The 20095-nt window shown below is 57.2% G+C and carries 24 protein-coding genes; 14 read left to right on the forward strand and 10 right to left on the reverse strand.

Translation table 11 applies throughout. The features are described from left to right. Positions 1-2: 2 nt before the first annotated feature. The 5 genes from J4721_RS08765 to J4721_RS08785 form a co-directional block, all read right to left on the reverse strand. A complete protein-coding gene (locus J4721_RS08765; protein ID WP_211002603.1) occupies positions 3-1703 on the reverse strand; it encodes a beta-1,6-N-acetylglucosaminyltransferase in 1701 nt (566 codons plus the stop codon). Next, on the reverse strand, positions 1700-2686 hold the full coding sequence (locus J4721_RS08770; RefSeq protein WP_211002602.1) for a glycosyltransferase family 2 protein: 987 nt from the start codon (positions 2684-2686) through the stop codon (positions 1700-1702). Before J4721_RS08770 ends, J4721_RS08765 begins: the two co-directional genes overlap by 4 nt. Before the next feature lie 183 nt (positions 2687-2869). Further along, the gene (locus J4721_RS08775) at positions 2870-3703 is read right to left on the reverse strand and encodes a phosphotransferase family protein (RefSeq protein WP_211002645.1); all 834 of its coding nucleotides are present in this window, start codon (positions 3701-3703) and stop codon (positions 2870-2872) included. Positions 3704-3788: 85 nt separating this feature from the next. After that, positions 3789-4481, reverse strand: coding sequence for a flagellar hook capping FlgD N-terminal domain-containing protein (locus J4721_RS08780; protein ID WP_014876474.1), 693 nt, complete (start codon positions 4479-4481; stop codon positions 3789-3791). Between the two features lie 4 nt (positions 4482-4485). Then, a complete protein-coding gene (locus J4721_RS08785; RefSeq protein WP_247656012.1) occupies positions 4486-6078 on the reverse strand; it encodes a flagellar hook-length control protein FliK in 1593 nt (530 codons plus the stop codon). A gap of 236 nt (positions 6079-6314) precedes the next feature. On the opposite strand from J4721_RS08785, the gene J4721_RS08790 reads away from it, so the two are divergent. The 5 genes from J4721_RS08790 to flbT all read left to right on the forward strand — a co-directional run bounded on the left by J4721_RS08790 (position 6315) and on the right by flbT (position 8838). Continuing rightward, positions 6315-6605 carry a rod-binding protein gene (locus tag J4721_RS08790; protein WP_014876472.1) on the forward strand — a complete coding sequence of 97 codons (291 nt, stop codon included), beginning with the start codon at positions 6315-6317 and terminating at the stop codon, positions 6603-6605. Beyond that, a complete protein-coding gene (gene flgN, locus J4721_RS08795; RefSeq protein ID WP_014876471.1) occupies positions 6598-6957 on the forward strand; it encodes a flagellar export chaperone FlgN in 360 nt (119 codons plus the stop codon). Before J4721_RS08790 ends, flgN begins: the two co-directional genes overlap by 8 nt. A gap of 208 nt (positions 6958-7165) precedes the next feature. After that, entirely contained in the window at positions 7166-7978 is an 813-nt protein-coding gene (locus J4721_RS08800; protein WP_102855735.1) for a flagellin, read from the forward strand. Between the two features lie 81 nt (positions 7979-8059). Next, positions 8060-8431, forward strand: a complete 372-nt coding sequence (gene flaF / locus J4721_RS08805) for a flagellar biosynthesis regulator FlaF (protein WP_014876469.1) — start codon at positions 8060-8062, stop codon at positions 8429-8431. Between the two features lie 2 nt (positions 8432-8433). Then, a complete protein-coding gene (gene flbT, locus J4721_RS08810; RefSeq protein WP_014876468.1) occupies positions 8434-8838 on the forward strand; it encodes a flagellar biosynthesis repressor FlbT in 405 nt (134 codons plus the stop codon). Positions 8839-9674: 836 nt separating this feature from the next. On the opposite strand, the gene J4721_RS08815 is transcribed toward flbT, so the two are convergent. Continuing rightward, positions 9675-11003, reverse strand: coding sequence for a FliI/YscN family ATPase (locus tag J4721_RS08815; RefSeq protein WP_014876467.1), 1329 nt, complete (start codon positions 11001-11003; stop codon positions 9675-9677). A gap of 88 nt (positions 11004-11091) precedes the next feature. Here J4721_RS08815 and J4721_RS08820 point away from each other — a divergent pair, with 88 nt between their 5' ends. Genes J4721_RS08820 through J4721_RS08860 form a run of 9 tightly spaced genes read left to right on the forward strand, consistent with a single transcriptional unit; the run spans position 11092 to position 15664 of the window. After that, a complete protein-coding gene (locus tag J4721_RS08820) occupies positions 11092-11481 on the forward strand; it encodes a FlgB family protein (protein ID WP_014876466.1) in 390 nt (129 codons plus the stop codon). A gap of 12 nt (positions 11482-11493) precedes the next feature. After that, positions 11494-11886 (forward strand): flagellar basal body rod protein FlgC, encoded by a 393-nt coding sequence (gene flgC, locus J4721_RS08825; protein WP_014876465.1) that lies wholly within the window; start codon positions 11494-11496, stop codon positions 11884-11886. A gap of 44 nt (positions 11887-11930) precedes the next feature. After that, positions 11931-12227 carry a flagellar hook-basal body complex protein FliE gene (fliE, locus tag J4721_RS08830; RefSeq protein ID WP_014876464.1) on the forward strand — a complete coding sequence of 99 codons (297 nt, stop codon included), beginning with the start codon at positions 11931-11933 and terminating at the stop codon, positions 12225-12227. Between the two features lie 4 nt (positions 12228-12231). Next, on the forward strand, positions 12232-12504 hold the full coding sequence (locus J4721_RS08835) for a flagellar biosynthetic protein FliQ (protein WP_014876463.1): 273 nt from the start codon (positions 12232-12234) through the stop codon (positions 12502-12504). Further along, entirely contained in the window at positions 12504-13220 is a 717-nt protein-coding gene (locus J4721_RS08840; protein WP_014876462.1) for a flagellar hook-basal body complex protein, read from the forward strand. Before J4721_RS08835 ends, J4721_RS08840 begins: the two co-directional genes overlap by 1 nt. A 10-nt stretch (positions 13221-13230) precedes the next feature. Beyond that, positions 13231-14016 carry a flagellar basal-body rod protein FlgG gene (gene flgG, locus J4721_RS08845; RefSeq protein WP_014876461.1) on the forward strand — a complete coding sequence of 262 codons (786 nt, stop codon included), beginning with the start codon at positions 13231-13233 and terminating at the stop codon, positions 14014-14016. Continuing rightward, positions 14016-14432 carry a flagellar basal body P-ring formation chaperone FlgA gene (gene flgA / locus J4721_RS08850; protein ID WP_014876460.1) on the forward strand — a complete coding sequence of 139 codons (417 nt, stop codon included), beginning with the start codon at positions 14016-14018 and terminating at the stop codon, positions 14430-14432. The genes flgG and flgA overlap by 1 nt, the downstream gene beginning before the upstream one ends. Beyond that, positions 14432-15172 (forward strand): flagellar basal body L-ring protein FlgH, encoded by a 741-nt coding sequence (gene flgH, locus J4721_RS08855; RefSeq protein ID WP_014876459.1) that lies wholly within the window; start codon positions 14432-14434, stop codon positions 15170-15172. The genes flgA and flgH overlap by 1 nt, the downstream gene beginning before the upstream one ends. A gap of 9 nt (positions 15173-15181) precedes the next feature. Continuing rightward, the gene (locus J4721_RS08860) at positions 15182-15664 is read left to right on the forward strand and encodes a flagellar basal body-associated FliL family protein (protein WP_014876458.1); all 483 of its coding nucleotides are present in this window, start codon (positions 15182-15184) and stop codon (positions 15662-15664) included. 76 nt (positions 15665-15740) lie between these two features. On the opposite strand, the gene J4721_RS08865 is transcribed toward J4721_RS08860, so the two are convergent. Genes J4721_RS08865 through flhA form a run of 4 tightly spaced genes read right to left on the reverse strand, consistent with a single transcriptional unit; the run spans position 15741 to position 20072 of the window. Continuing rightward, positions 15741-16142, reverse strand: a complete 402-nt coding sequence (locus J4721_RS08865) for a hypothetical protein (protein ID WP_014876457.1) — start codon at positions 16140-16142, stop codon at positions 15741-15743. Further along, a complete protein-coding gene (gene flhB / locus J4721_RS08870; protein WP_061050064.1) occupies positions 16142-17221 on the reverse strand; it encodes a flagellar type III secretion system protein FlhB in 1080 nt (359 codons plus the stop codon). The genes J4721_RS08865 and flhB overlap by 1 nt, the downstream gene beginning before the upstream one ends. After that, entirely contained in the window at positions 17218-17997 is a 780-nt protein-coding gene (locus tag J4721_RS08875) for a flagellar biosynthetic protein FliR (protein ID WP_014876455.1), read from the reverse strand. Before J4721_RS08875 ends, flhB begins: the two co-directional genes overlap by 4 nt. After that, positions 17994-20072, reverse strand: a complete 2079-nt coding sequence (gene flhA, locus J4721_RS08880) for a flagellar biosynthesis protein FlhA (RefSeq protein WP_247656047.1) — start codon at positions 20070-20072, stop codon at positions 17994-17996. Before flhA ends, J4721_RS08875 begins: the two co-directional genes overlap by 4 nt. Positions 20073-20095: the final 23 nt, after the last annotated feature.

The following is a 20095-nucleotide window of genomic DNA, read 5'->3' on the forward strand; positions in this document are numbered from 1 at the left end:
CGTTATTGTACCAGATAAGGTTTGCGCGGCGTTTTGGGGATGTTCAACGGCCCTTGTTCAGCCGGAAAATCGCCCATCAGATAGGGGTGCATCCCCTGGTTCTTGAGGTTTTGCAGAAACTGGCCAAAGCCCGCCAGATCCACCATTGTCGGCGCGGTATTCAAGTGGCGCTGCGCCTGCGCTCCAAATTCATCCAGAACGGTCTGTATCGGCTCCATCGGCGACTCTACAAATTCAGCCATCGACCAGATCCGTACCCGCGCCTTCACGTATTTGGAGCGGAGGATTTCAATATGTTTGGCCTCAATCTGCTGCAATCGCGCCGCCTCGCGCCGTAAGTCAGCGAAATTTTTGTTGGACCGGAACAACGGCACCGCCCAGGCACCAGAGATCACTGAGACCTGCGCATTGGGGTCGCGCGCCACCAGCCAGTTGATGGCCTGATTGTCCTGTGGCCCAAACTGAAAACACTGTCGCTCTCCGCGTGTGTTCCAGATCAGATTGGTCAGAAACCCCTTCGGATGGTAGTCGCGCAGCTTCGCACTGTCACTGAGACCACCGTTGATCAGCGTCTGGCGATCGGCAAATTCGACGTCATCAGCTGCAAACAGATGTCCGTGCACCTTGGCGCCCGTGACCTGGGTCAGCCATTCCTCAAAATTCTCGAACAGCTCAGCGAAACCCTGAAACATCGAATAAGGATTGCAGGTAATGCCATTTTCCAGCCCGTTGGCGGGAAGGCGGCTCTGCATATAGAGCCCCGGACGCCCGCGTGTCCGACGCTCAACCGCTTTGGCAAAAATCCGGTCAATTTTGCCAGGATTGGGTTCTCTGCTCTTCATCACATCCGGCCGGTCCCCCAGAAACGTCGCATAGAGCCGGTCCGCATGAGGCCAGATCTTGCGCGCAACAAAACAATCTGAACGGCGCAGCAGCTGCAGATGATCATCGTAGAAATTATGCGGTTTGCCCTGAAAATCGAACTTGGAAAGAGTGAGAGATCGACTTTCGATGTTACCGGAATAGAGCCGCGCAAGCGTCTGGTAGTAGCTCTCATCCGGGATCCAGACCTTGCGGAAATACCGGTCATATCGTGGTCGGTCCGGGTCGTCCAAAATTGCCGACAGGGTCTGCCGTGTCAGGCACCACCACTGGCTGCCCATATGCGGGACCAACCCGTCGGGGATCTTGCGCCGGATACCCAACTTGCGTTGTAGCGAGACATATCTGTCGAAGAGATAGCGGCGTTTTTTCCAGGAGAAGGGAAAACGCAATGTAAAGCGTTCGACATCCAGCCCCCCGACAATCCACGGAACATCAGCGGTGGTGGCGCTTTCGATGAAATCCGTGCGCGGACGCGCGGCAAGGTAGTCCACCAGATCAGACACAGGACGCAGCGGCAGGCAGGACCCGGAGGCGAGGAAGACATGCCGCACCGATGGGTATGTCGCCAGCAACAGCTCCGAGGCAGACTGCGATGCCGCAACAATGCCCCAAGTGCCCCATTCGCAGCGATGTCGCCGCGAAAACCGCACCATCGGGTCACCGGAAAACGCAGCCTTGAACGCCGCATATGTCGCCTGGGGGACCTTTTTGTCGACATGCAGAACAACTGGGCACCCCCCTGCCACCCAATGCCGGGCAACCTGTTCTGCGCGGTCCAGTGCCGTGTGGACCAGCATCACGATGCCAACAGCGCTCATGCCCAATTTCCTTTGGACATCAGGCCCAGAATTTCCAGCTGGCGCCAGTTGATATATTTCTCACTCCACTTGCACCAAAGCTCGGGGTGATCTCCGGCAACCGCGGCATAGGCTTTATATTCGGCGGATCCGGCATAATGCTGCCCACGCAGCATCTCTTCCTCGGCCTTGGAGACAAAAGTATGCAGAAACTTGGTGTGCAGGAGCGCACCACTGGCTTTCTCACCGCCGTCGGTTTCATAGACCTGATTCAGCCCCCGTGGCAGCAGGGCATGGGTCGAGCTGACGTAGGTATAGCGCCGATCCCATTTAACCAAGGGGATCTTGTTCAGGGCTGGCGCCTTCTTCGGCTGATCTGAGAAGAAAACCCGCGCCCTTGGTCCCCCTTGTATCCAGAGGTTGCCATAGGTCGGATTACGCTTGATCGAGTAGTTGCCGCTGTCAAACCAATTGGCGATCTCCAGCGGGTCCTGCCCGGCGTTGTAAGGCACGGCGTCCAGCTTGCCCTTCGGGTAAACATCAATCAGCATCGCGGAGAAACTGCGGATTGCCGAACTGTCCAGCCAATCAGTCAGCGCGCGCAGGGGTCGACTGTCGCAGAAAGGATATATGAACAGCTCATCCGGATCGACCACCAACACCCAATGGCCATGGGCATAGCGCCGTTTCAGATGGTTCATCCAGTCGATGCCAAATCCCGCACGCTTGTAGCTCGCCATGGTGTGCCAGACAGAGACATCCGGCATGCCACGCAGATACTCACGCGTGCCGTCCACCGATCCGTTGTCGACAATAAGGAAGTGATTGACGCCCAGCTTACGGTAGTAGTCGAGGAAATAGGGCAACCGGATCTGCTCATTGCGCAAGGTGGTTACCAGCAGGATATCACCCGGCCGAATGCGATCCGTCTGGTCCTGAACCGCTGACAACTCACGGGACTTGCGCATGGCACGCAGGATGCGACGTTTCCGCCGCAGCCGCATGCGATAAGACTCCCAAAGACTCAAGACTGCTTCCATCCCCGGTTGCAAAGGCGCCATCTCGGACTGTCGTCAACCCGACTGCATCACCGCCAGCGACATTCCGCACAATATGCCATGTAAGCTATTTGGAAACAATGAATTTGGGATTGACGCTGTTGTTGCGAGATAGTGGTCCTGAGTGGGTCAGGCATGCTCCAGACAGGCCTCTAGTGCGGCCCGTTCCAAGCGATAGGCAAGGCTGTTCTGATCACCATCCCGTTCGTCCCGCCATTGGCAGTAGGCGGTCATACGCCAGTGAAACCAGGGTTTCAACAATAGGTAGCGCTGGGTGATCTCCGCCTCCGGATATGCCGCAAGGAACGTAGCCTCTTCTGCCACTGTCAGGGGCGCACCGCGATAGACCTGCTGCATTGCCGGAGACAGAAACAGCGCAAGATCTTCAGCCGGATCTCCGATCTGTGGGCATTGCCAGTCGATGAGGGTCAGACACCCGCCGGAGGCCACGATATTTCCGGGTACAGGATCGCCGTGGATCAACACCTTGCGCCCCGTTGCGGGTATCTCCCTGCCGGGTTCAAGCCGGTTCAGATCACCGGCATCGCCGCAATAAGCCAAAATGGACCGGGTCTGGTCTTTGATTTCCTCACTGCCGGACACACCTATCGGCAAATTTGGTATCACTGGCTGTGCATGCAAGCGGCCAAGCAGAGCCGCCACCTCTGCCGTGCCCGACGACCAGGTTACGCCCGGTGAATGCCGGTATGCCAACCAATCATGCCCCTCAAACTGGCCGGATGTCAGCAACTCTGGCACCAAAGCTATGCCGTTCAGTGCCTGAAGCGTTGCGTATTCGCGTGCGGCATCATTGGCAAAGAGCGGATTGGCGTGACTGTCGCCATAGAGTTTCACCACAATCCCGCCCAAACGCCAGACACGGTTGGAGCGCCCCCCCAGAAGAGGTGAGGGCGTGGCATCGCTCACTCCGCAGTCTGACAGATACGCCAGAAAGCGGGCGATAAAATATGGCGACAGGTTTGGCAGGTCAGGCTCCGTGGTTTCGGCCCGTGTCCCCCACGAGCCAGATCTCCGGTGCCCTTGTGCGTCAGACTGTAGGCGTCACAGGTTCGCGCAGCGCTGTCACCGATGATGCCAAGATCGCTGAGCCGCCTTCCAGGATCAAGGCCACTTCGTTGCCACGCATCTGGGTTTCTTTTACCCTTGTGTAGGTCTCCGCGGTATCGGAGAGGACTACTTCACCGTTTTTCTGGCTCTCCAGCGTGAAGCTGTAGCTGCCTGGATCAAACGCATATCCGTCGTCATCAATACCCTGCCACTGATACGGCTCAGCTGAAACAGGCAAGCTGATTCGCTGCACCTCCTTACCGGTGTCATCCTTGACCACCAGATGCACAGTGTCGGCGATCTGGGCCGGGTTCGGCGAAACGGTCACAGGGTTGGTCCCATCGAAATAGGCGGGTGCCGCCGATCGGGTTTCCATACCCACCCAGCCGGACATGGCTGCCATGTTTGCCAGACCCAGCTGCGCTTGGATCCCTTCCAGAACCTCATTGCCCTGAACCTGTTGTTCTACCATCGAGAATTGCGCCAACTGCGCCGAATACTCTGTTGAATCAATAGGCTCCAGGGGATCCTGATACCGCGCCTGTGCGGTAAGCATCTTCAGAAAGGTCTCAAAATCGGAGGCGATCCCCGTGGTTTTCTTTGGCTCAGCCGAAGCGGTCGACGCCGCTTGCTGTTGTTGCGATGCCGAAGCACTCGATACAGTCGTCGTCATAATCTCAAATCCTCATATCAAGCCCAACCTCACCGAGGTTGAGTGATTGCGTCATCGGTTCTGCAGAAAGATCAGCCAGATCCTCATCAGCATGCCCGGTGGACCGGCCAGCCTGAGTATTCGCCTCACCGCGGCCGCCACTTTGATTCGAGGCTTCATCGCCAGAGAACTGGAACGAAATGTCCTCAAACCCCATCCGCTTAAACTCATCCGCCAGCTCATTGATATGGCGTCGCATCAAGTCACCGGTTTCAGCGCGCTCTGTCTGAATCATGACGCTGACTCCAGTCTCTGTGACGGAGACGCGCATATTCACATGCCCCAGCTCTTTGGGATTCAGCGCCACATCGACGTTGCGCTCTCCCTTCATTGCCAGCGCTTCGGCCATCTGATTCGCGATCAGACGGGGCGTTTCAGGTTTGTGCACGGTCCCTGGGCTTACCGTTGCTTCTGTCAGCAGCTGTGACAGACCAGGCAGCTCAAGTCCGGCGCTGCCACCAGACGCGGCGCTGCTGCCCGCCTCCGCTGAGAGCGCTGGATCAATAGCAAACGCCGACGTAGATGTTGGCATAGCGGCTGTAAGCGCCCCCGCACCCAGACCAAAACTGGCAACCGAATATGTGCCCTTAGGCAGCATCGCTGCGGTTTGCGTCGGCGTGGGTGCGCGCATTTGTTCAACTTCTGCACGCCGCAATTCAAGTTTTTCGCGTACCGGCGAAGTCGCCCCCTCCAACGGAGACGGACTGGCCGTTGGGTTCGCCTGTTGCACCAGTTGGGTTTGCGCACTCACGGACGGTTTCGCAGCGTCTTTCACCGTCTCGGCTTGCGCTGCCGCTGCCTCCGAAGCGCTGGCGAATTTCACCTCCGGCTGAGAATTGGCGCCATGGTTGGAGACGGCATCGGTTTGCACGATCCGACCTTTTGGCCCAGATGTTGTACCGTTTGCCTCGACCGTAGTTTGGCGCGCATCCACAGCGACATCACCTGCCGCCTTGGTCTCTACAGCTGCCGAATCGCTGCGCAGTCCCCGTGTTGACTGGCCATCCGCGTCTTTGACCATCCGCTGCGGGACGCCGCCTGTTTCCGACAGCGCCTTTTGTGCGTTGGCAGGGTCGGTCTTAACCCCCTCGCTCTTCGCGTCTGACGGCAAACCGTCCTTTACAGTGATCTCGGCATCGGAAGCAGCACTCGGCGCAACAGCAGGACCATCCGGCGAACCATCCGCAGGTGAGTTGCCTTCGGCCGTTGCCTTCACGCCCTCAACACTTGGGTGAGACAATGCGGCTGCCTGGCTTCCAGCTTTCTCCGCAGATGGACCATCGCGATGGCCTTTATCAATCCGCTTTTGCTCAGCGACATTGACATTCAGCTGCGCCGGAACCGCCAAAGCGTCCTGATCTGCCAGGACCCCCTCGGCGGCCGCCTGATCCAGCGGATCTTGCGGGTCCTCGCCGGTGGTCGGCTCGGCCTCACCATCATGTGTTGTTTGATTTGCCTTTTCCGACGCACCCGCTGAGGAGGCCTGCTGCTCAGGAACCTCTTCCACCTGCGTTACGTCGGTTCCTGCGTCATCTGACGAACTTGCAGTCTCTGCCATAACCGCATCAAAGCTTGCGCCATTACGCGATTTTGCCGATTCGCCTTGCTGGATCTTCTCAGATCCCTGCGCCCCACCAGAGGTGGGGTTTGTAGGTGCGTTGATAAACATTGGCTTCCAGACATTCTATCTCGATGCCAGCACCATAACGCCAATCGGTTACGGCAATTTTAACCGATCATCCGCCAAAATAGAAAAAATCGAAGCAATTTCGACATCTCAGAACGAGGTACATCATGGAACCAATTGCTCAACTTCCGGCGATGCGGCGCCCCGCTGCCATCACCCCGCCGCCACAAGATCCGCTGCGCAAGGCCGCACAGGAGCTTGAGGCGACCTTCCTTACAGAAATGTTGAAATCCGCCGGTCTTGGCGAAAGTCGCGAAACAATGGGCGGCGGCGCAGGCGAGGATCAGTTTTCCAGTTTCCTGGTGCGCGCGCAGGCGGAGCAAATCACCAAAGCGGGCGGCGTCGGCCTGGCAGAATCACTTTATCACGCATTGAAAGAGGCACAGGACAATGACTGAACAAACACCGCAACAGCTGATCGAAGAACTTGATGCTCTGCTGGATGCTGAGCGCGCGGCACTTGTAAGTGGCAATCTGCAAGAGCTAGAGCCGCTGCTTGCCAAAAAGGAAACAATCATAACGACACTGAATATGACCGCTGATCTGGAGCGTGAAGCTCTGGAACATGTTCAGGGCAAAGTGTCTCGCAATCAGGTTCTGCTGGACAGCGCCATGGAAGGTATCCGCGCGGTCGCTGCCCGAATGGCGGAATTGCGCCGTGTGCGCAAAGGGCTGGATGTCTATGACCAGTCGGGGCGCAAGACCCGCTTTTCAACCGGTGGCACTCCCAACCTGGAGAAACGCGCATAACTGGCCCAATTTAGGGAAAATTCTAGCAATGGAATTTCCGGCATTAGCACTCCTTTAGCACATAGTAGGCCAATGTCACTTTGCACCTTCAAGAGAGGGTGGCGCGGAAGCCGGACGGCGGAACGCATAGTCAGAAAGACGTCAGAGAGCGCCCTTCGGGGCAGGGAAACCAGAGGTCAAAACGCCTCTAATTAAAGGAATACATGCTATGTCCAGCATTCTGACTAACAATGGCGCAATGGTTGCACTGCAGACCCTGCAGTCCGTGAACAACAGCCTTGATGATACCCAGAGCCAGATTTCGACCGGTAAGCGCATCGGCTCGGCCAAAGACAACGCGGCGGTTTGGGCGATCTCCAAAACCATGGACTCCGACATTTCCGGCTACAAGTCGGTTCAGGAGTCTCTGGGCGTCGGTGAGGCAACTGTTGCTGTGGCTCTGTCCGGTGCCGAGCAGATTGTGGAAACTCTGACCGAGATGAAGCAGCTGGCGATTTCCGCAAACTCGGAAAACGTTGATCATGCTAAGATCCAAGACAGCATCGCCAAGAAAGCAGCACAGATCGAATCTATCATCGATTCTGCTGAATTCAACGGGGCCAACCTACTCGACGATGCCGTCACTACCGAGTTGACTGTTCTGGGTGGCTTGGATCCATCTGCGGACACCATCACAGTGACGTCTATTGCGTCCGGTAGCGATCTTGATACATCCGGTATCACCTCCATTACTGACGTTGCAACTGCTTCGACTGCTCTGACTGAGATCGAAACCATGCTCGGCAACGCGATCGATGCCGCAGCTCAGCTGGGTGCCGATTCCAACCGCCTGTCCGACCAGGGCATGTTTGTGTCGAAACTGTCTGACTCCCTGACAATGGGCGTCAGCACGATGACCGACACGAATATGGAAGAATCATCTGCGAGGCTGAAAGCGCTTCAAACCCAGCAGCAGCTGGCCGTGCAATCGCTGTCGATTGCAAACCAGGCGCCACAAACCTTGATGCAGCTGTTCCGTTAATAGCAGCTTGACCTGGGGCGCCACCGCGCGCCCCAGGTCCCCTATCGCAGAGAATCTGTAGATTACATGTTAGGATAACACGTGAATGCCCTTCTAAAGGCGAAGAGCGCCTATTCGGCGGCAAAGGCCCCGACTCGAACTGCAAAGAACCTCGAATACGAAGTCATCGCCCGCGTAACCCGTCGCATGGTCGCCGCAGCCCAAAAAGGTAAGCCAGGCTTTACCGAACTTGCCGCAGCACTGACCGACAATCGCAAACTATGGTCGATCTTTTCAGTCGAAGTTGCCAGTCCTGGAAACCCACTCCCGGACGAATTGAAAGCTCAGCTGCTCTCGCTTGGGGAATTCACCCATCAACACACCAGCAAAGTCCTGGCCCGCAAAGCGGATGTGCGACTTCTGGTAGAAATCAACACGGCCATCATGCGTGGCCTTCGCAGCGGAGCGTCCTGAATATGAGCGGATTGGTCCTGAAACTTGCCCCGAAAGAGCGGGTATTGGTGAACGGTGCAGTAATTGAAAACGGAGATCGGCGCAGTCGATTGTCGATCGTAACCCCGGATGCGAACATCCTGCGGCTGCGTGATGCCATCCACCCGGAAGAAGCAAATACGCCAGTACGACGCGTCTGCTACGCGGCGCAGTTGGTTCTGTCTGGCGATGTCGATGGCGAGGAAGATCGTCTTCAGATGCTGCGCCGGATCGAGGAACTTAGCCAAGTGTTCACAGATCCTGACAGCCGTGCATCACTGGCTGAGGCCACCGATGCTGTTCTCTCCGACAACCACTACCGATGCTTGAAAGCGCTGCGCACCTTGTTGCCACGCGAAGATCGACTGATGGCTGTACGCCCATCATGAGTTCTCAGCCGATCGTGTCTTGGAAAGGCACTGTCGGCTGGAATTTCTCTGAGTAGAGGTGTTCTGGCCTGAGAATAGCTGTGTAACCTCACCTTACTTTGCATAAATTGGCGGGCTTCGGTCATCCAAACGATGATCTCGCATAGTATGCGCAGATGGGCCCACTACCCTGCACATTTCACACCTCCGCTTCGTTATACGGGTGTTGAATCTGCTAATGCGCGTTGGACCCTACCCCTCGAAGCAACCCATATCTCTGTCATCCGTGGTGTGCAGTAGGGCTCCTGGGTTAGAAAACAGCCGTTCAAACCAGATAATGAATGCCGTAGGGCGATCATCGCTCCTTCAGCGTCATGACTCCATCGATCCAGCCAAGATCACCAAAGTCGCCTATCTTTCTATTCCTGGAGCGCGGAGCAATTCAGCCCGAGTTAAACTCACTTAGGTAACGCCTCCTCCATGACATCAGCGCGCGAAAGCTCTCCAGATCGGGAGAGCTATACGAAACCCCGTGTGCGAAATATACTGATCCCGCAAGACGTCCAGACATCCGATCGTCCACTTACCTTCACGATGGGGCCATCCAGGAAAACAGCGCGGCCAATCTTAGGCTTTCGATGTGAGCGATACCAAGCGGTCGTCGGGTCGAGGCACCAGACCCTCAACACGATATCGACGGGTTCAGCCTGTACACCAGCAGAAACGACACATCTGTCAAACGCGCAACTCAGCGCACCCGCCGCTGTTGGATCCTCATTGCAATCCAGGCGCCCACACCACCTCGCTGAGCTGTGTTAAACGCGCACTACGTTCATCTAGCTACGCGTTGTATCAACTTACCGAATGGCCACGGCACGTCGCATCATCAGCATCAGGCGATTGAAGCTGCTTTGTACCCCTTCAGGATCTGACCTGCCGAAGAACGAATCCAACTCTGGCCAGAGCTTCACAGCCTGATCCAGCGTAACGTCATTGCCTTCGGAATAAAGGCCCGCGCGAATCATGACCTCTGATTGCTCATAAGCGCCGAGATATTTGCGGACATCCAGAATCGCTGAATTCTCATCCGCTGTTGCGGCCGCGGGCAGGCTTCTGGAGACCGACCGAGAAACATCCACAGCCGGGAACCGCCCTCGCTCCGCAATCTCACGGTTGAGCACGATATGCCCATCCAGAACGCCCCGCAGAATATCGGCAATCGGTTCATCCATGTCGGAACCTGCGACCAGCACGCTGAAAATCGCGGTGATATCGCCCTGGTCGCCACTGCCAGGCCCCGCACGCTCGCAGAGACCGGTAATCAGGGGTGTCACCGACGGCGGGTATCCACGCAGGGCCGGCGCTTCGCCAGATGAAACGGCGATCTCGCGATGCGCTTCGGCAAATCGGGTCACCGAATCTGCCAGAAACAGCACATTTTTTCCCTGATCTCGAAAATGCTCCGCCACAGCCATCGCCGACCAAGCACAGCGGCGACGCACCAGCGCCGATTGGTCCGACGTAGCTGCGACGACAACTGCACGCTGCATCCCCTCATCGCCCAGGACGTCCTTTACGAAGTGGTTGACCTCACGTCCCCTCTCCCCGATCAGCGCGATGACGACGACATCAGCTTCCATATTCTGTGCCAATGTGGCCAACAGCGTGGATTTTCCCACACCTGACCCGGCAAAAAGACCGACGCGCTGCCCTTTTACGATCGGCAGAATCGTATTGAAAACCGCAAGACCGGTGGCGAGTCGTTCACCCATCGGACGGCGTGAGGCAGCTTTTGGCGGCGCTGCCATCAGGTCCCGCGTTGCCTCGCCACGCATCATCGGCCGTCCGTCCAGGGGCGCACCGAAGGGATCAATCACGCGACCGATCCAACTGTCAGCCGGGGCGAAATCCGGGGTTGGATGCAACAGAACCGCATCCCCGACAGCAACGCGATCCGGCGCTGTATCTGGTAACATGCTGACTTCGCTACCAGAAATTCGCATAACCTCACCTTCTAACGGGTCACTCCCCGCCCGACGAAGGATCAACCGATCACCTATACGCGCCTGACCATTCAACCCCGATACCGTGATCGCGCCGCCTGAAATTTCCGACACGCGCCCCACGGCTGACGACAGTTTCTTGTTCGCCAAATCCTGGGTCAATGCGTTGATGGCTGAGATCATGTTCTGGTGTCTCCAACTGTTCCTGAAAACAATTTCTAAAGGAATCGGGGTTAAGCCTTGATTGAAATTGATCGAGGGAGAAGCCCCGGTGTTTAAAGAACTGAACGTCTTTAAGATTGCCTACTCAATGGCCACCCATGCAGGGAAGCGCCAGGCATTGGTGTCGCAGAACATCGCCAATGCCGATACGCCTGGCTATAATGCCAAGGACATCAAGCCTTTCAAAGAAGTCTATGCGCAAGGGCCCCGCGCTGGCGACATGATCGCCAGCCGCTCCAACCATTTGCACGGCGCATCCGGCAACGGCATGGACTGGGCCGTCACCGCAACGCGCGGCGGCGGCGATCCCAATGACAACACGGTCTCGATCGAAACCGAAATCCTGAAAGGGGTTGAGGTAAAGCGCCAACATGACCGTGCATTGGCGATCTACAAATCCTCGATGAACGTGCTGCGCAGCAGCCTTGGCAGGAACTGAGGAGATTAAATCATGAGCGAATTTTCCAAATCCCTCTCCGTCTCTGCAAGCGCATTGAAAGCCCAGGCAAGCCGCCTGCGTCATGTATCTGAGAATATTTCCAACGCAGATACCCCAGGGTATCGCCGCAAGACCGTCCCCTTTGAAGCGGTACGCGATCTGCGCTCCGACGTGGAAAAGGTGGAGGTCGGCCCTGTACGCCTAGATCGCTCTGATCTGGAGCAGGTTTTTGATCCCTCTCATCCGCTGGCTGATGAGAGCGGCCACTATGAAGGGTCGAATGTAGACCTGATGATCGAGATCGCCGATGCCCGCGAGGCACAGCGCAGCTACGAGGCCAACCTCAAAATGTTCGAACAGGGGCGGCAGATGTCGTCATCGCTGATGGACCTGTTGCGTAGATAACACCGAGATTTTCTGAAACATACTGACATACTTGGAGATCCAGAATGGATATTCGCAGTCTTTCCGCCACCACCGGCTACGCCGCCGCACGCCCCGCGACCAAGGTCGATCCGGAGCATATGCCAAGCAGCGCCGAGGCCAAGATCAAAGCCAGCTTTGAAGAATTTGCCGGCACCCTGCAGCAAAGCGAGCAGGTTTCGGTCACCGCAATGACAGGCAACGGCGACCCGCATGCACTGGTACAAGCATTGGCCCAGACGGAACTGGCGGTGGAAACCGCGGTGACCGTCCGTAACAAAGTGGTCGAAGCCTACCAGGAAATTCTGCGGATGCCGGTGTAAGCCCATGATGAGCGAAGGGCTTTTCTACGACACTCTACGCCAGGCCCTCTGGGCGTCGGTGATGATGTCGACACCGATTTTGCTGGTTGCGCTGGTTGTTGGCCTCGCCATCGGCCTGTTTCAGGCCCTGACATCGGTGCAGGAAATGACCCTGACCTTTGTACCTAAGCTTACCGCTATTCTTGTCGTTTTCTGGATGACCATGGGTTTCATGACGCAGACCTTGGTTGCCTTTTTTGATGGGCACGTTGTGCCGCTGATTTCAGGAGGTCTGTAATGGGAGACACCGGTTACACCACCTTGTCCCGCCAATCGGGTCTGATGCGCGAAATGCGCGTTGTCGCAAATAACATCGCCAACTCGGCCACCACCGGATACCGGGCCGAAGGTATAATCTTTTCCGAGTTTATTCAGTCCGCTCCCGGTCAGGAATCCTTGTCGATGGGGCGGGCAAACATCCGCAACACCTCGATGGCACAGGGGGCCCTGACCCAATCGGGCGGTGACCTGGACCTTGCCATCGAAGGCGACGGGTATTTCATGGTCGAAACACCGATGGGTGAGCGGCTGACCCGTTCGGGCGCATTTTCCACCAACGCCCAAGGTGATCTGGTCACCATGGATGGCCACCGGGTTCTGGATGCCGGTCGGGCACCTGTGTTCATTCCAGGCGATGCCAAATCGATCAAATTCGGCGCCGACGGCACGCTGAGCGCAGATGGTCGGGCGCTCGGGCAAATCGGTATTTTCAAACCGGAAGAGAACTATCAGATGATCCGCGAAGACGGGGTCATGTTCCGCGTCGATGGCGAAATCGAAGACGCTGGCGACGCCCGCGTGCTCCAGGGCTTTCTGGAGGGATCAAACGTCAATGCCATCTCTCAGCTGGCGCGAATGGTCGAAATTCAGCGGGCTTATGAAATGGGCCAGAGCTTTCTTGAAACCGAAGACCAACGTGTCCGCAACGCCATCAAAAATCTGACGAAGTCATAGGAGTAAGCCCATGCGCGCCCTGAAGATCGCCGCAACCGGAATGACCGCGCAGCAGCTGCGCGTTGAGACGATTTCGAACAACCTCGCGAATATGAACACTACGGGCTACAACGCCCGGCGCGCAGAATTTGCGGATCTACATTATCAGCAGGTTACACGGGCCGGCACGGTAAATGCCTCCGACGGGACTGTACTGCCCACCGGTGTGCAGGTGGGCCTTGGCGTCCGTGCCTCGGCCATCTCCATTCATCTGGCGCAGGGGGCCCTGAGCCAGACGGGAAATGATCTGGACGTTGCCATCGACGGCAAAGGTTACCTTGAGGTCACGCTTCCATCCGGACAGTCAGCCTATACCCGCGACGGTGCGCTGAAACGGTCGGCCGAAGGTCTGGTCGTCACCTCGGACGGTTTCACTGTCTCCCCGGATATCACCATCCCCAGCGACGCGCGTAATGTTTCGATCAATGCCGATGGTGAGGTCTACGCCTATTTTGACGAAACCGCCGAAGGGCAGTTGATGGGTCAGCTGACGCTGGCGGGGTTCGCCAACCCCAAAGGCCTGGAAGCCCTGGGCAGCAACCTCTTTGTGGAGACCGAAGCTTCCGGTGCGGCGACCGTCGCCTCTCCCGGTGAGAATGGTCTCGGCACCCTGCGTCAGGGCTATCTGGAGGCCAGTTCGGTGGATGCCGTCCGCGAAGTCACGGAACTGATCGAAGCCCAGCGGGGCTATGAAATGAACGCCAAAGTCATCTCTGCCGTCGATCAGATGATGGGCGCAACCACGCAGGTACGCTGATGAAACGGATCCTCGCCATTGTGATGCTATTCTGCGCCCAGCCCGCCTGGGCCGACATTCTGGTCCCGGTGCGAACCATCCGGGCCAAAGAAATCGTGACGGCCGAGGATCTGGTTCTGAAACAGGCCGAGGTGCTGGGCGCGATCTCCGATCCGTCTTTGGTAATTGGCCAAGAAGCCCGCGTGGCGCTCTATGCCGGGCGACCGATGCGCCACGGCGATGTTGGCCCGCCCGCCATCGTCGAGCGTAACGATCTGGTCACCATTCGGTTCAAACGCGGCGGTCTGACCATTCTGGCCGAGGGCCGCTCGCTTGGTCGCGGCGCTGATGGCGAAGCAATCCGCGTCATGAACTTATCATCACGCACGACCATCAGCGGGCGTATCGCCGCAGATGGAACAGTTGAGGTAAACTGATGAAAAATAAAACTCTTTTGGCGAATACTGCCCTTGCAGCTATGGTCGCACTCAGCGCCTGCGGACGGCTGGACCATGTTGGCAAACCGCCGACTTTCAGCCCCGCAAATGAATCTCCTGAACATGTTGCTATGCTGTTTCAGGGCTTGCCTGTAAACACGCAAAACCAACGCCCGGTTGATCAGGCGTCACTGTGGAGCGGGTCACGCCAGTCTCTGCTAGGGGATCGCCGGGCTACCAAACAGGGTGACATCCTGACCGTCGTCATCGAAATCGACGAAGAGGCAGAAATCTCCAACGATACCAAGCGGTCGCGCTCCGGCTCCGAGAGTCTGGCGGTTCCACAACTGCTCGGCCTACCCCAGCGGTTGGATCGGAAACTGCCCGAAGGGGCGTCAATGGCTGATGCCGTTGATATCGGCAGCAGCAGCAGCTCTGGCGGCAAAGGTTCTGTTAAGCGCAGTGAGAAACTGGAACTACGAGTCGCCGCAACAGTAGTGGATGTGCTGCCAAACGGAGTGCTGTCGATCAGCGGCACGCAAGAGCTGCGCGTCAACTTCGAGATGCGCGAATTGCTGGTGACAGGCTACGTACGACCTGACGATATCAGCCGCCAGAATGAGATCACCTATGACAAGATCGCCTCTGCGCGCGTCTCCTACGGTGGCCGTGGCCAGATCACAGATGTTCAACAACCCCGTTACGGCCAGCAGGTGCTGGACGTGATTCTGCCATTCTGAGGCCTGCATATGTTGTCAAAACTACTGCCCGTCATTCTGCTCCTTGTTGGGACCGCCGGTGGGATCGGCGCCGGTGTCATGCTGGCCCCTGCCCCGGAGGAGCACGCCGAGGAAATCGGCGAGCATGCCGAAGAAATCACCCCTGAACTGCCGGGCGAAGAGGAGGAGCAGCGCGAGTACATCAAGATGGCGAATCAATTCGTCGTTCCTGTTGTCGAGCGTGAACAGCTGTCCTCTCTGGTGGTGATCTCTCTCAGTCTGGAAACCAAAGCCGGGATGAACGAGAAAATCCACGCCTATGAGCCAAAGCTGCGGGATGTCTTCCTGCAGGTGCTGTTCGATCACGCCAATATGGGCGGTTTTCGCGGTGCCTTCACCCGCTCCGACATGTTGACGCCCCTGCGAACTGCCTTACGCGAAGCTGCGCAGAAGCAACTGGGCAAAGATATTTACGATGTCCTGATCGTTGAAATGTCGCGACAAGACGTCTGAAGCTCAATTCTACGCCATCAAAAAAGGCCGGTTCAGATGAACCGGCCTTTTTTGATGCAAATATATTGCGCTCATCTCATTCCATATTCATCAGCCGGTTGTGCAGCTTTTGCGCCCTGTCCTTTTTTACTCTCTGGCGCTCCTGGGTCGCCATCGTCTCTACCGCGTGCTTGCGTCCGAACGCCTTGCGCAGATTGTCCATCGCCCGCAGCTTTTGCGCGGTAATCTGCGCCAGCTCCATATTCAGTTGTCGGCGCGTGCGGCTGTGCCAGCCCTGCCATAGAAGATCCGCGCCAAGCGCTTTCATCGCATGGTCGGAGTTGGCTAGTTCGCGACTGTCCTTGATCTGCTGGTCCAGTTTTGCCAGCTGACCACGCACCCGCGCCTCAGCATCCAGAACCGGTTTCACCTTGGCATGCTCTTGCAGGTACATGGCCTCTGTCACGTCTGCCATCTGGTCCAGCATCTTCTGCTTCATCACACCATCCCCTTGGCCCGCTGACGCATTTTCTCCGCAAAGCGGATGGCTGCAGCAACGGGCGCGTAATGCTCTTCGTGAATTTCCTGGCCGATATCGACCGCCGCATGCAATGCACGCGCGGTGGGCGGATCGCTGTGGATCGGAACGCCATTCTCATTGGCGACTTCGCGGATGACGGCCGCGACCTCATCGACACCCTTGGCTACGCATATAGGGGCCTGCCCCGGCGCGCGGTCCCACTTCAGCGCCACCGCGTAATGGGTCGGGTTGACGATCACAACATCTGCCTCGGCCACATCAGCAACCCCTTGGCCCATGGCGATTTCATGTGCCTTTTGGCGGCGGGCCCCCTTCAGATGCGGATCTCCTTCTGCTTCCTTGCTTTCATCCATGATCTCCTGACGAGACATCATGTTCTTTCGATTATGCTCTGCCTGCTGGAATGCCGCATCAATCACACCGATACCAAGCGCAATGATCAACGCCAGGATCAGAAATTCCAGCGCCAGCTGCGCCATCATCATCACAACAACAAACGCCCCGGTAGCCGATGAGGCAATCATATCCGGCAACCGATAATTGAGGTACACGCCCATACAGACCGAATAGAGCACCAGCTTGACCGTGCTTTTGAAAAACTCGAACAGCCCCGAACGCCCGAATTTGTTCTTAGCGTTGGAAATAATGGAAATTTTTGAGAGCTTTGGTTCCAGCTTGCTCGGAGCGAAGACCAGAGCGCGCTGTGCGATGATCGACAGCAGAACAGCGGCCATCGGCACAATAAATATTGGCAGGCTGGACGTGCCGACCGCCATAAATATGCCGCCAACCGGCACGGTTCCCGCGCCGCCAAAGAACAAATCGGCCAAACGGTCAGGTTGGTCCAGGAATGACATCAATATCGTCCCCAGCTCTTCAACCACATCCGCACCCGACACATAGATCGCGATAATCAGGCCAAGATAAGATGCCGCCACATTGAGGTCCGTCGACTTCGGCACCTCGCCCTTCTTACGAGCTTTCTCAAGCTTCTGCGGTGTTGGTTCATATGACTTATCTGAATCATCGTCGCTCATGGCATGCCCTCCCCCGGATTGGCGAAGAAGCCCATCAGTGCCGTGCTCCAGATATCCAAAATCATCGGGCTGGCTACCATCAGAATTGCGAGGCCTCCGAAGGTCACAACCGGGGCACCTACAAAGGCCACCATCAGCGCAGGCATCGCGCGGTTGATGACGCCCAGTGTCAGGTTATAGACCATCGAGCCGATCAGGAACGGTGCTGCGAGTGAAAAGCCCATCGCAAAACTGCGCGATACCCTGTGCACACCCCAGTCCGACAGTCCAGATGCGCTCGGAAACTCCCCCACCGGAAACATCATGTAGCTGTAGATCATGAATTCAGCCACCCGGATGTGCAGACCCAGCATCACGGCCAGCGCCAGGCCAGAGATCAGCAGGACCGCACCGATAGCTGGCATGGGTTCGGCGCCGATACCGCCAAGAACCTGCGCGAGTGAGGTCGACTGCGCGGCAATGGTACCGGCAATCTGAATGGCATGAACGAACATGCGGATCGCCATCCCCAGCGCCAGACCAACAACCGCTTCGCTAAGTGCGAGGCTGCCATAATGCAATGGGCTGGCCGGCGGCGGCAGTATCGGCAAGGCCGGCGCCACGATAAATGTAAACGCCAGGGAAATCGCCAGTTTGATCCGCGCCGGCACATATTTTTCGCCAAAAGCCGGCAACACTGAAACCATCGCCCCAATCCGCAGGAAGACGATGGCCCCATGCCAAAAGCCGGCGCCCAAAAGGGCGACCAGCTCAGGTGGCAGAAAGTCCAGATTCATGCGGGAACCATACCAACGAGCGCCGGTCTGGCTTCAAGCCCAATCTCCTCGAATGACAAGACCGGGTTGAGGATCCCACGCGATTTGAGGATTGTCCGCAGATATCGACGGCGCCGGGTCGAGGTTACAACCGCTGCAAATACGCCCTGTTCCGTAGTGGTGTTCAGCCGATCACTCAGACCTTCGGCCAGCCGGTTGAACTGTTCCGGAGGCAGCGCAATATCGACGGCACCGCCCTGGGCGTCGATCTGGTAGGTCGAGAATGTCTCCTCCCACTCAGGCGCCAGCTGGATCAGCGGTATGGTGCCATCTTCGCGTTTCATCTCACCAACCAACTGGAAGCCCAGCCGCTGGCGCACATGTTCGCAGATGATCTCCGGCTGCGGGGTATGCAGGCGGGCCTCGGCAATCGACTCAAGAATGAGAGGCATATTGCGGATTGATACCCGCTCCTCCAGCAGCAGCCGCAGCACCGTGTGTAATGTGTCGATCGGAACCTTGTCCGGAACCAGCTCATCCAGCAGCTTTCGATTGGCTTCGGCGCGGAACTCATCCGTCAGCTCCGTCATCTCATTCAACAGGCGGCGGAGGGATTTCAATGACAGCAAACGCGGGAAATTCTGTTTGATCACTTCCAAAAGATGCGTCGCCAAAATCTCTGGCGCCGTCACGATCGTCGCGCCCGAAAGCGCAGCATCTTCCTGCGCTTTTGAGGAAATCCAGCGCGCAGGGGCGCCATAGACCGGTTCGGTCACATCTGTCCCCGGCGGTAGGGCATCATGATTGTCGGGCATCAATGCCAGCACCATTTCAGGATGCAGAATACCACGCACTTGCTCCACGCCCTGAATCTTGATCACATAGGTACCGGTCATCAGTTCCGGCTCATCCGTCAGGCGGATTTCCGGTAGGATCAGCCCGAATGTCGTGGCCACATGTGTTCGCATGTTGGCGATACGGGCATCCAGACCGGTCCCCGCGTCCAGCACCATGCTCACCAGATCGGGCGCAAATTCCAAATGCAGGTCATCCAGATCGAGGATGTCACCAAGAGCCCGGTTTTCCTTCGGCTCCATGACCTCTTCAATCTGCTCTTCCATTTCCGCTTCTTCCCGGTCCTTCAGGTTTTTGCTCATCTTGTAGGCGGTGTAGCCCAGCACGGCAGCACCAGCCATGAACGGAATGAAAGGCAGGCCCGGGACCAAAGCAAACAGCGCCATGAGGATGGCCACAGTCGCCAAAGCAGCCGGGTGTTTGCCCAGCTGGTCTGCCAGCGCGATATCGGTAGACCCGGTGGCACCACCGCGCGCCAGGAGCAACGCTGCGGCGATGGAAATGATCACAGACGGAATTTGCGACACCAGACCATCGCCAACCGTCAGGATTGCATAAGTTTCAAACGCGGAGACAACCGGCATTCCATGGACCAATACGCCCATGATCAGACCCATGATCAGATTCAGCAAAGTGATCAACAGACCGGCAATCGCGTCGCCTTTCACGAATTTGGACGCCCCATCCAAGGAACCGAAGAACGTCGTCTCGCGCTGTTCCGTCTCGCGGCGGTCGCGCGCGGTTGCGTGGTCAATGGCACCAGCGGACATGTCGCTGTCGATGGCCAGCTGCTTACCCGGCATACCATCCAGGGCAAAGCGAGCGCCGACCTCGGCCATCCGTGCGGCGCCTTTGGTGATGACCATGAAGTTCACGATCAGCAGCACCCCAAACACCACGAGTCCCAGGAAAACGCTGCCCCCCATCACAAACTGGGCAAACCCTTCGATCACGCCGCCTGCCGCATCGGTACCGGTGTGTCCCTGACCGATGATCAGTTTTGTCGACGACACGTTGAGCGACAGGCGCAGCATCAGGGAGGCCAAAAGGATCGTCGGAAAAGACGAAAAATCCAGCGGTCGCTCGATAAACAGCGTGATGGTGAAGATCAGAATCGCCAGCCCAAAGGAGGTCGCCAGCCCGATGTCCAGCACCCATGCCGGCATCGGCAGGATCATCATCACGATGATCGCCATCAGCGCAATTGCCAGCAGAACGGTTGGGCTGAACAGTTTTTGCATATCAATGTTTGGCACGAAAATCA

It is taken from the genome of Phaeobacter sp. HS011, from assembly GCF_018101215.1.
In the GTDB taxonomy this organism is placed as follows: Bacteria; Pseudomonadota; Alphaproteobacteria; order Rhodobacterales; family Rhodobacteraceae; genus Phaeobacter; species Phaeobacter inhibens.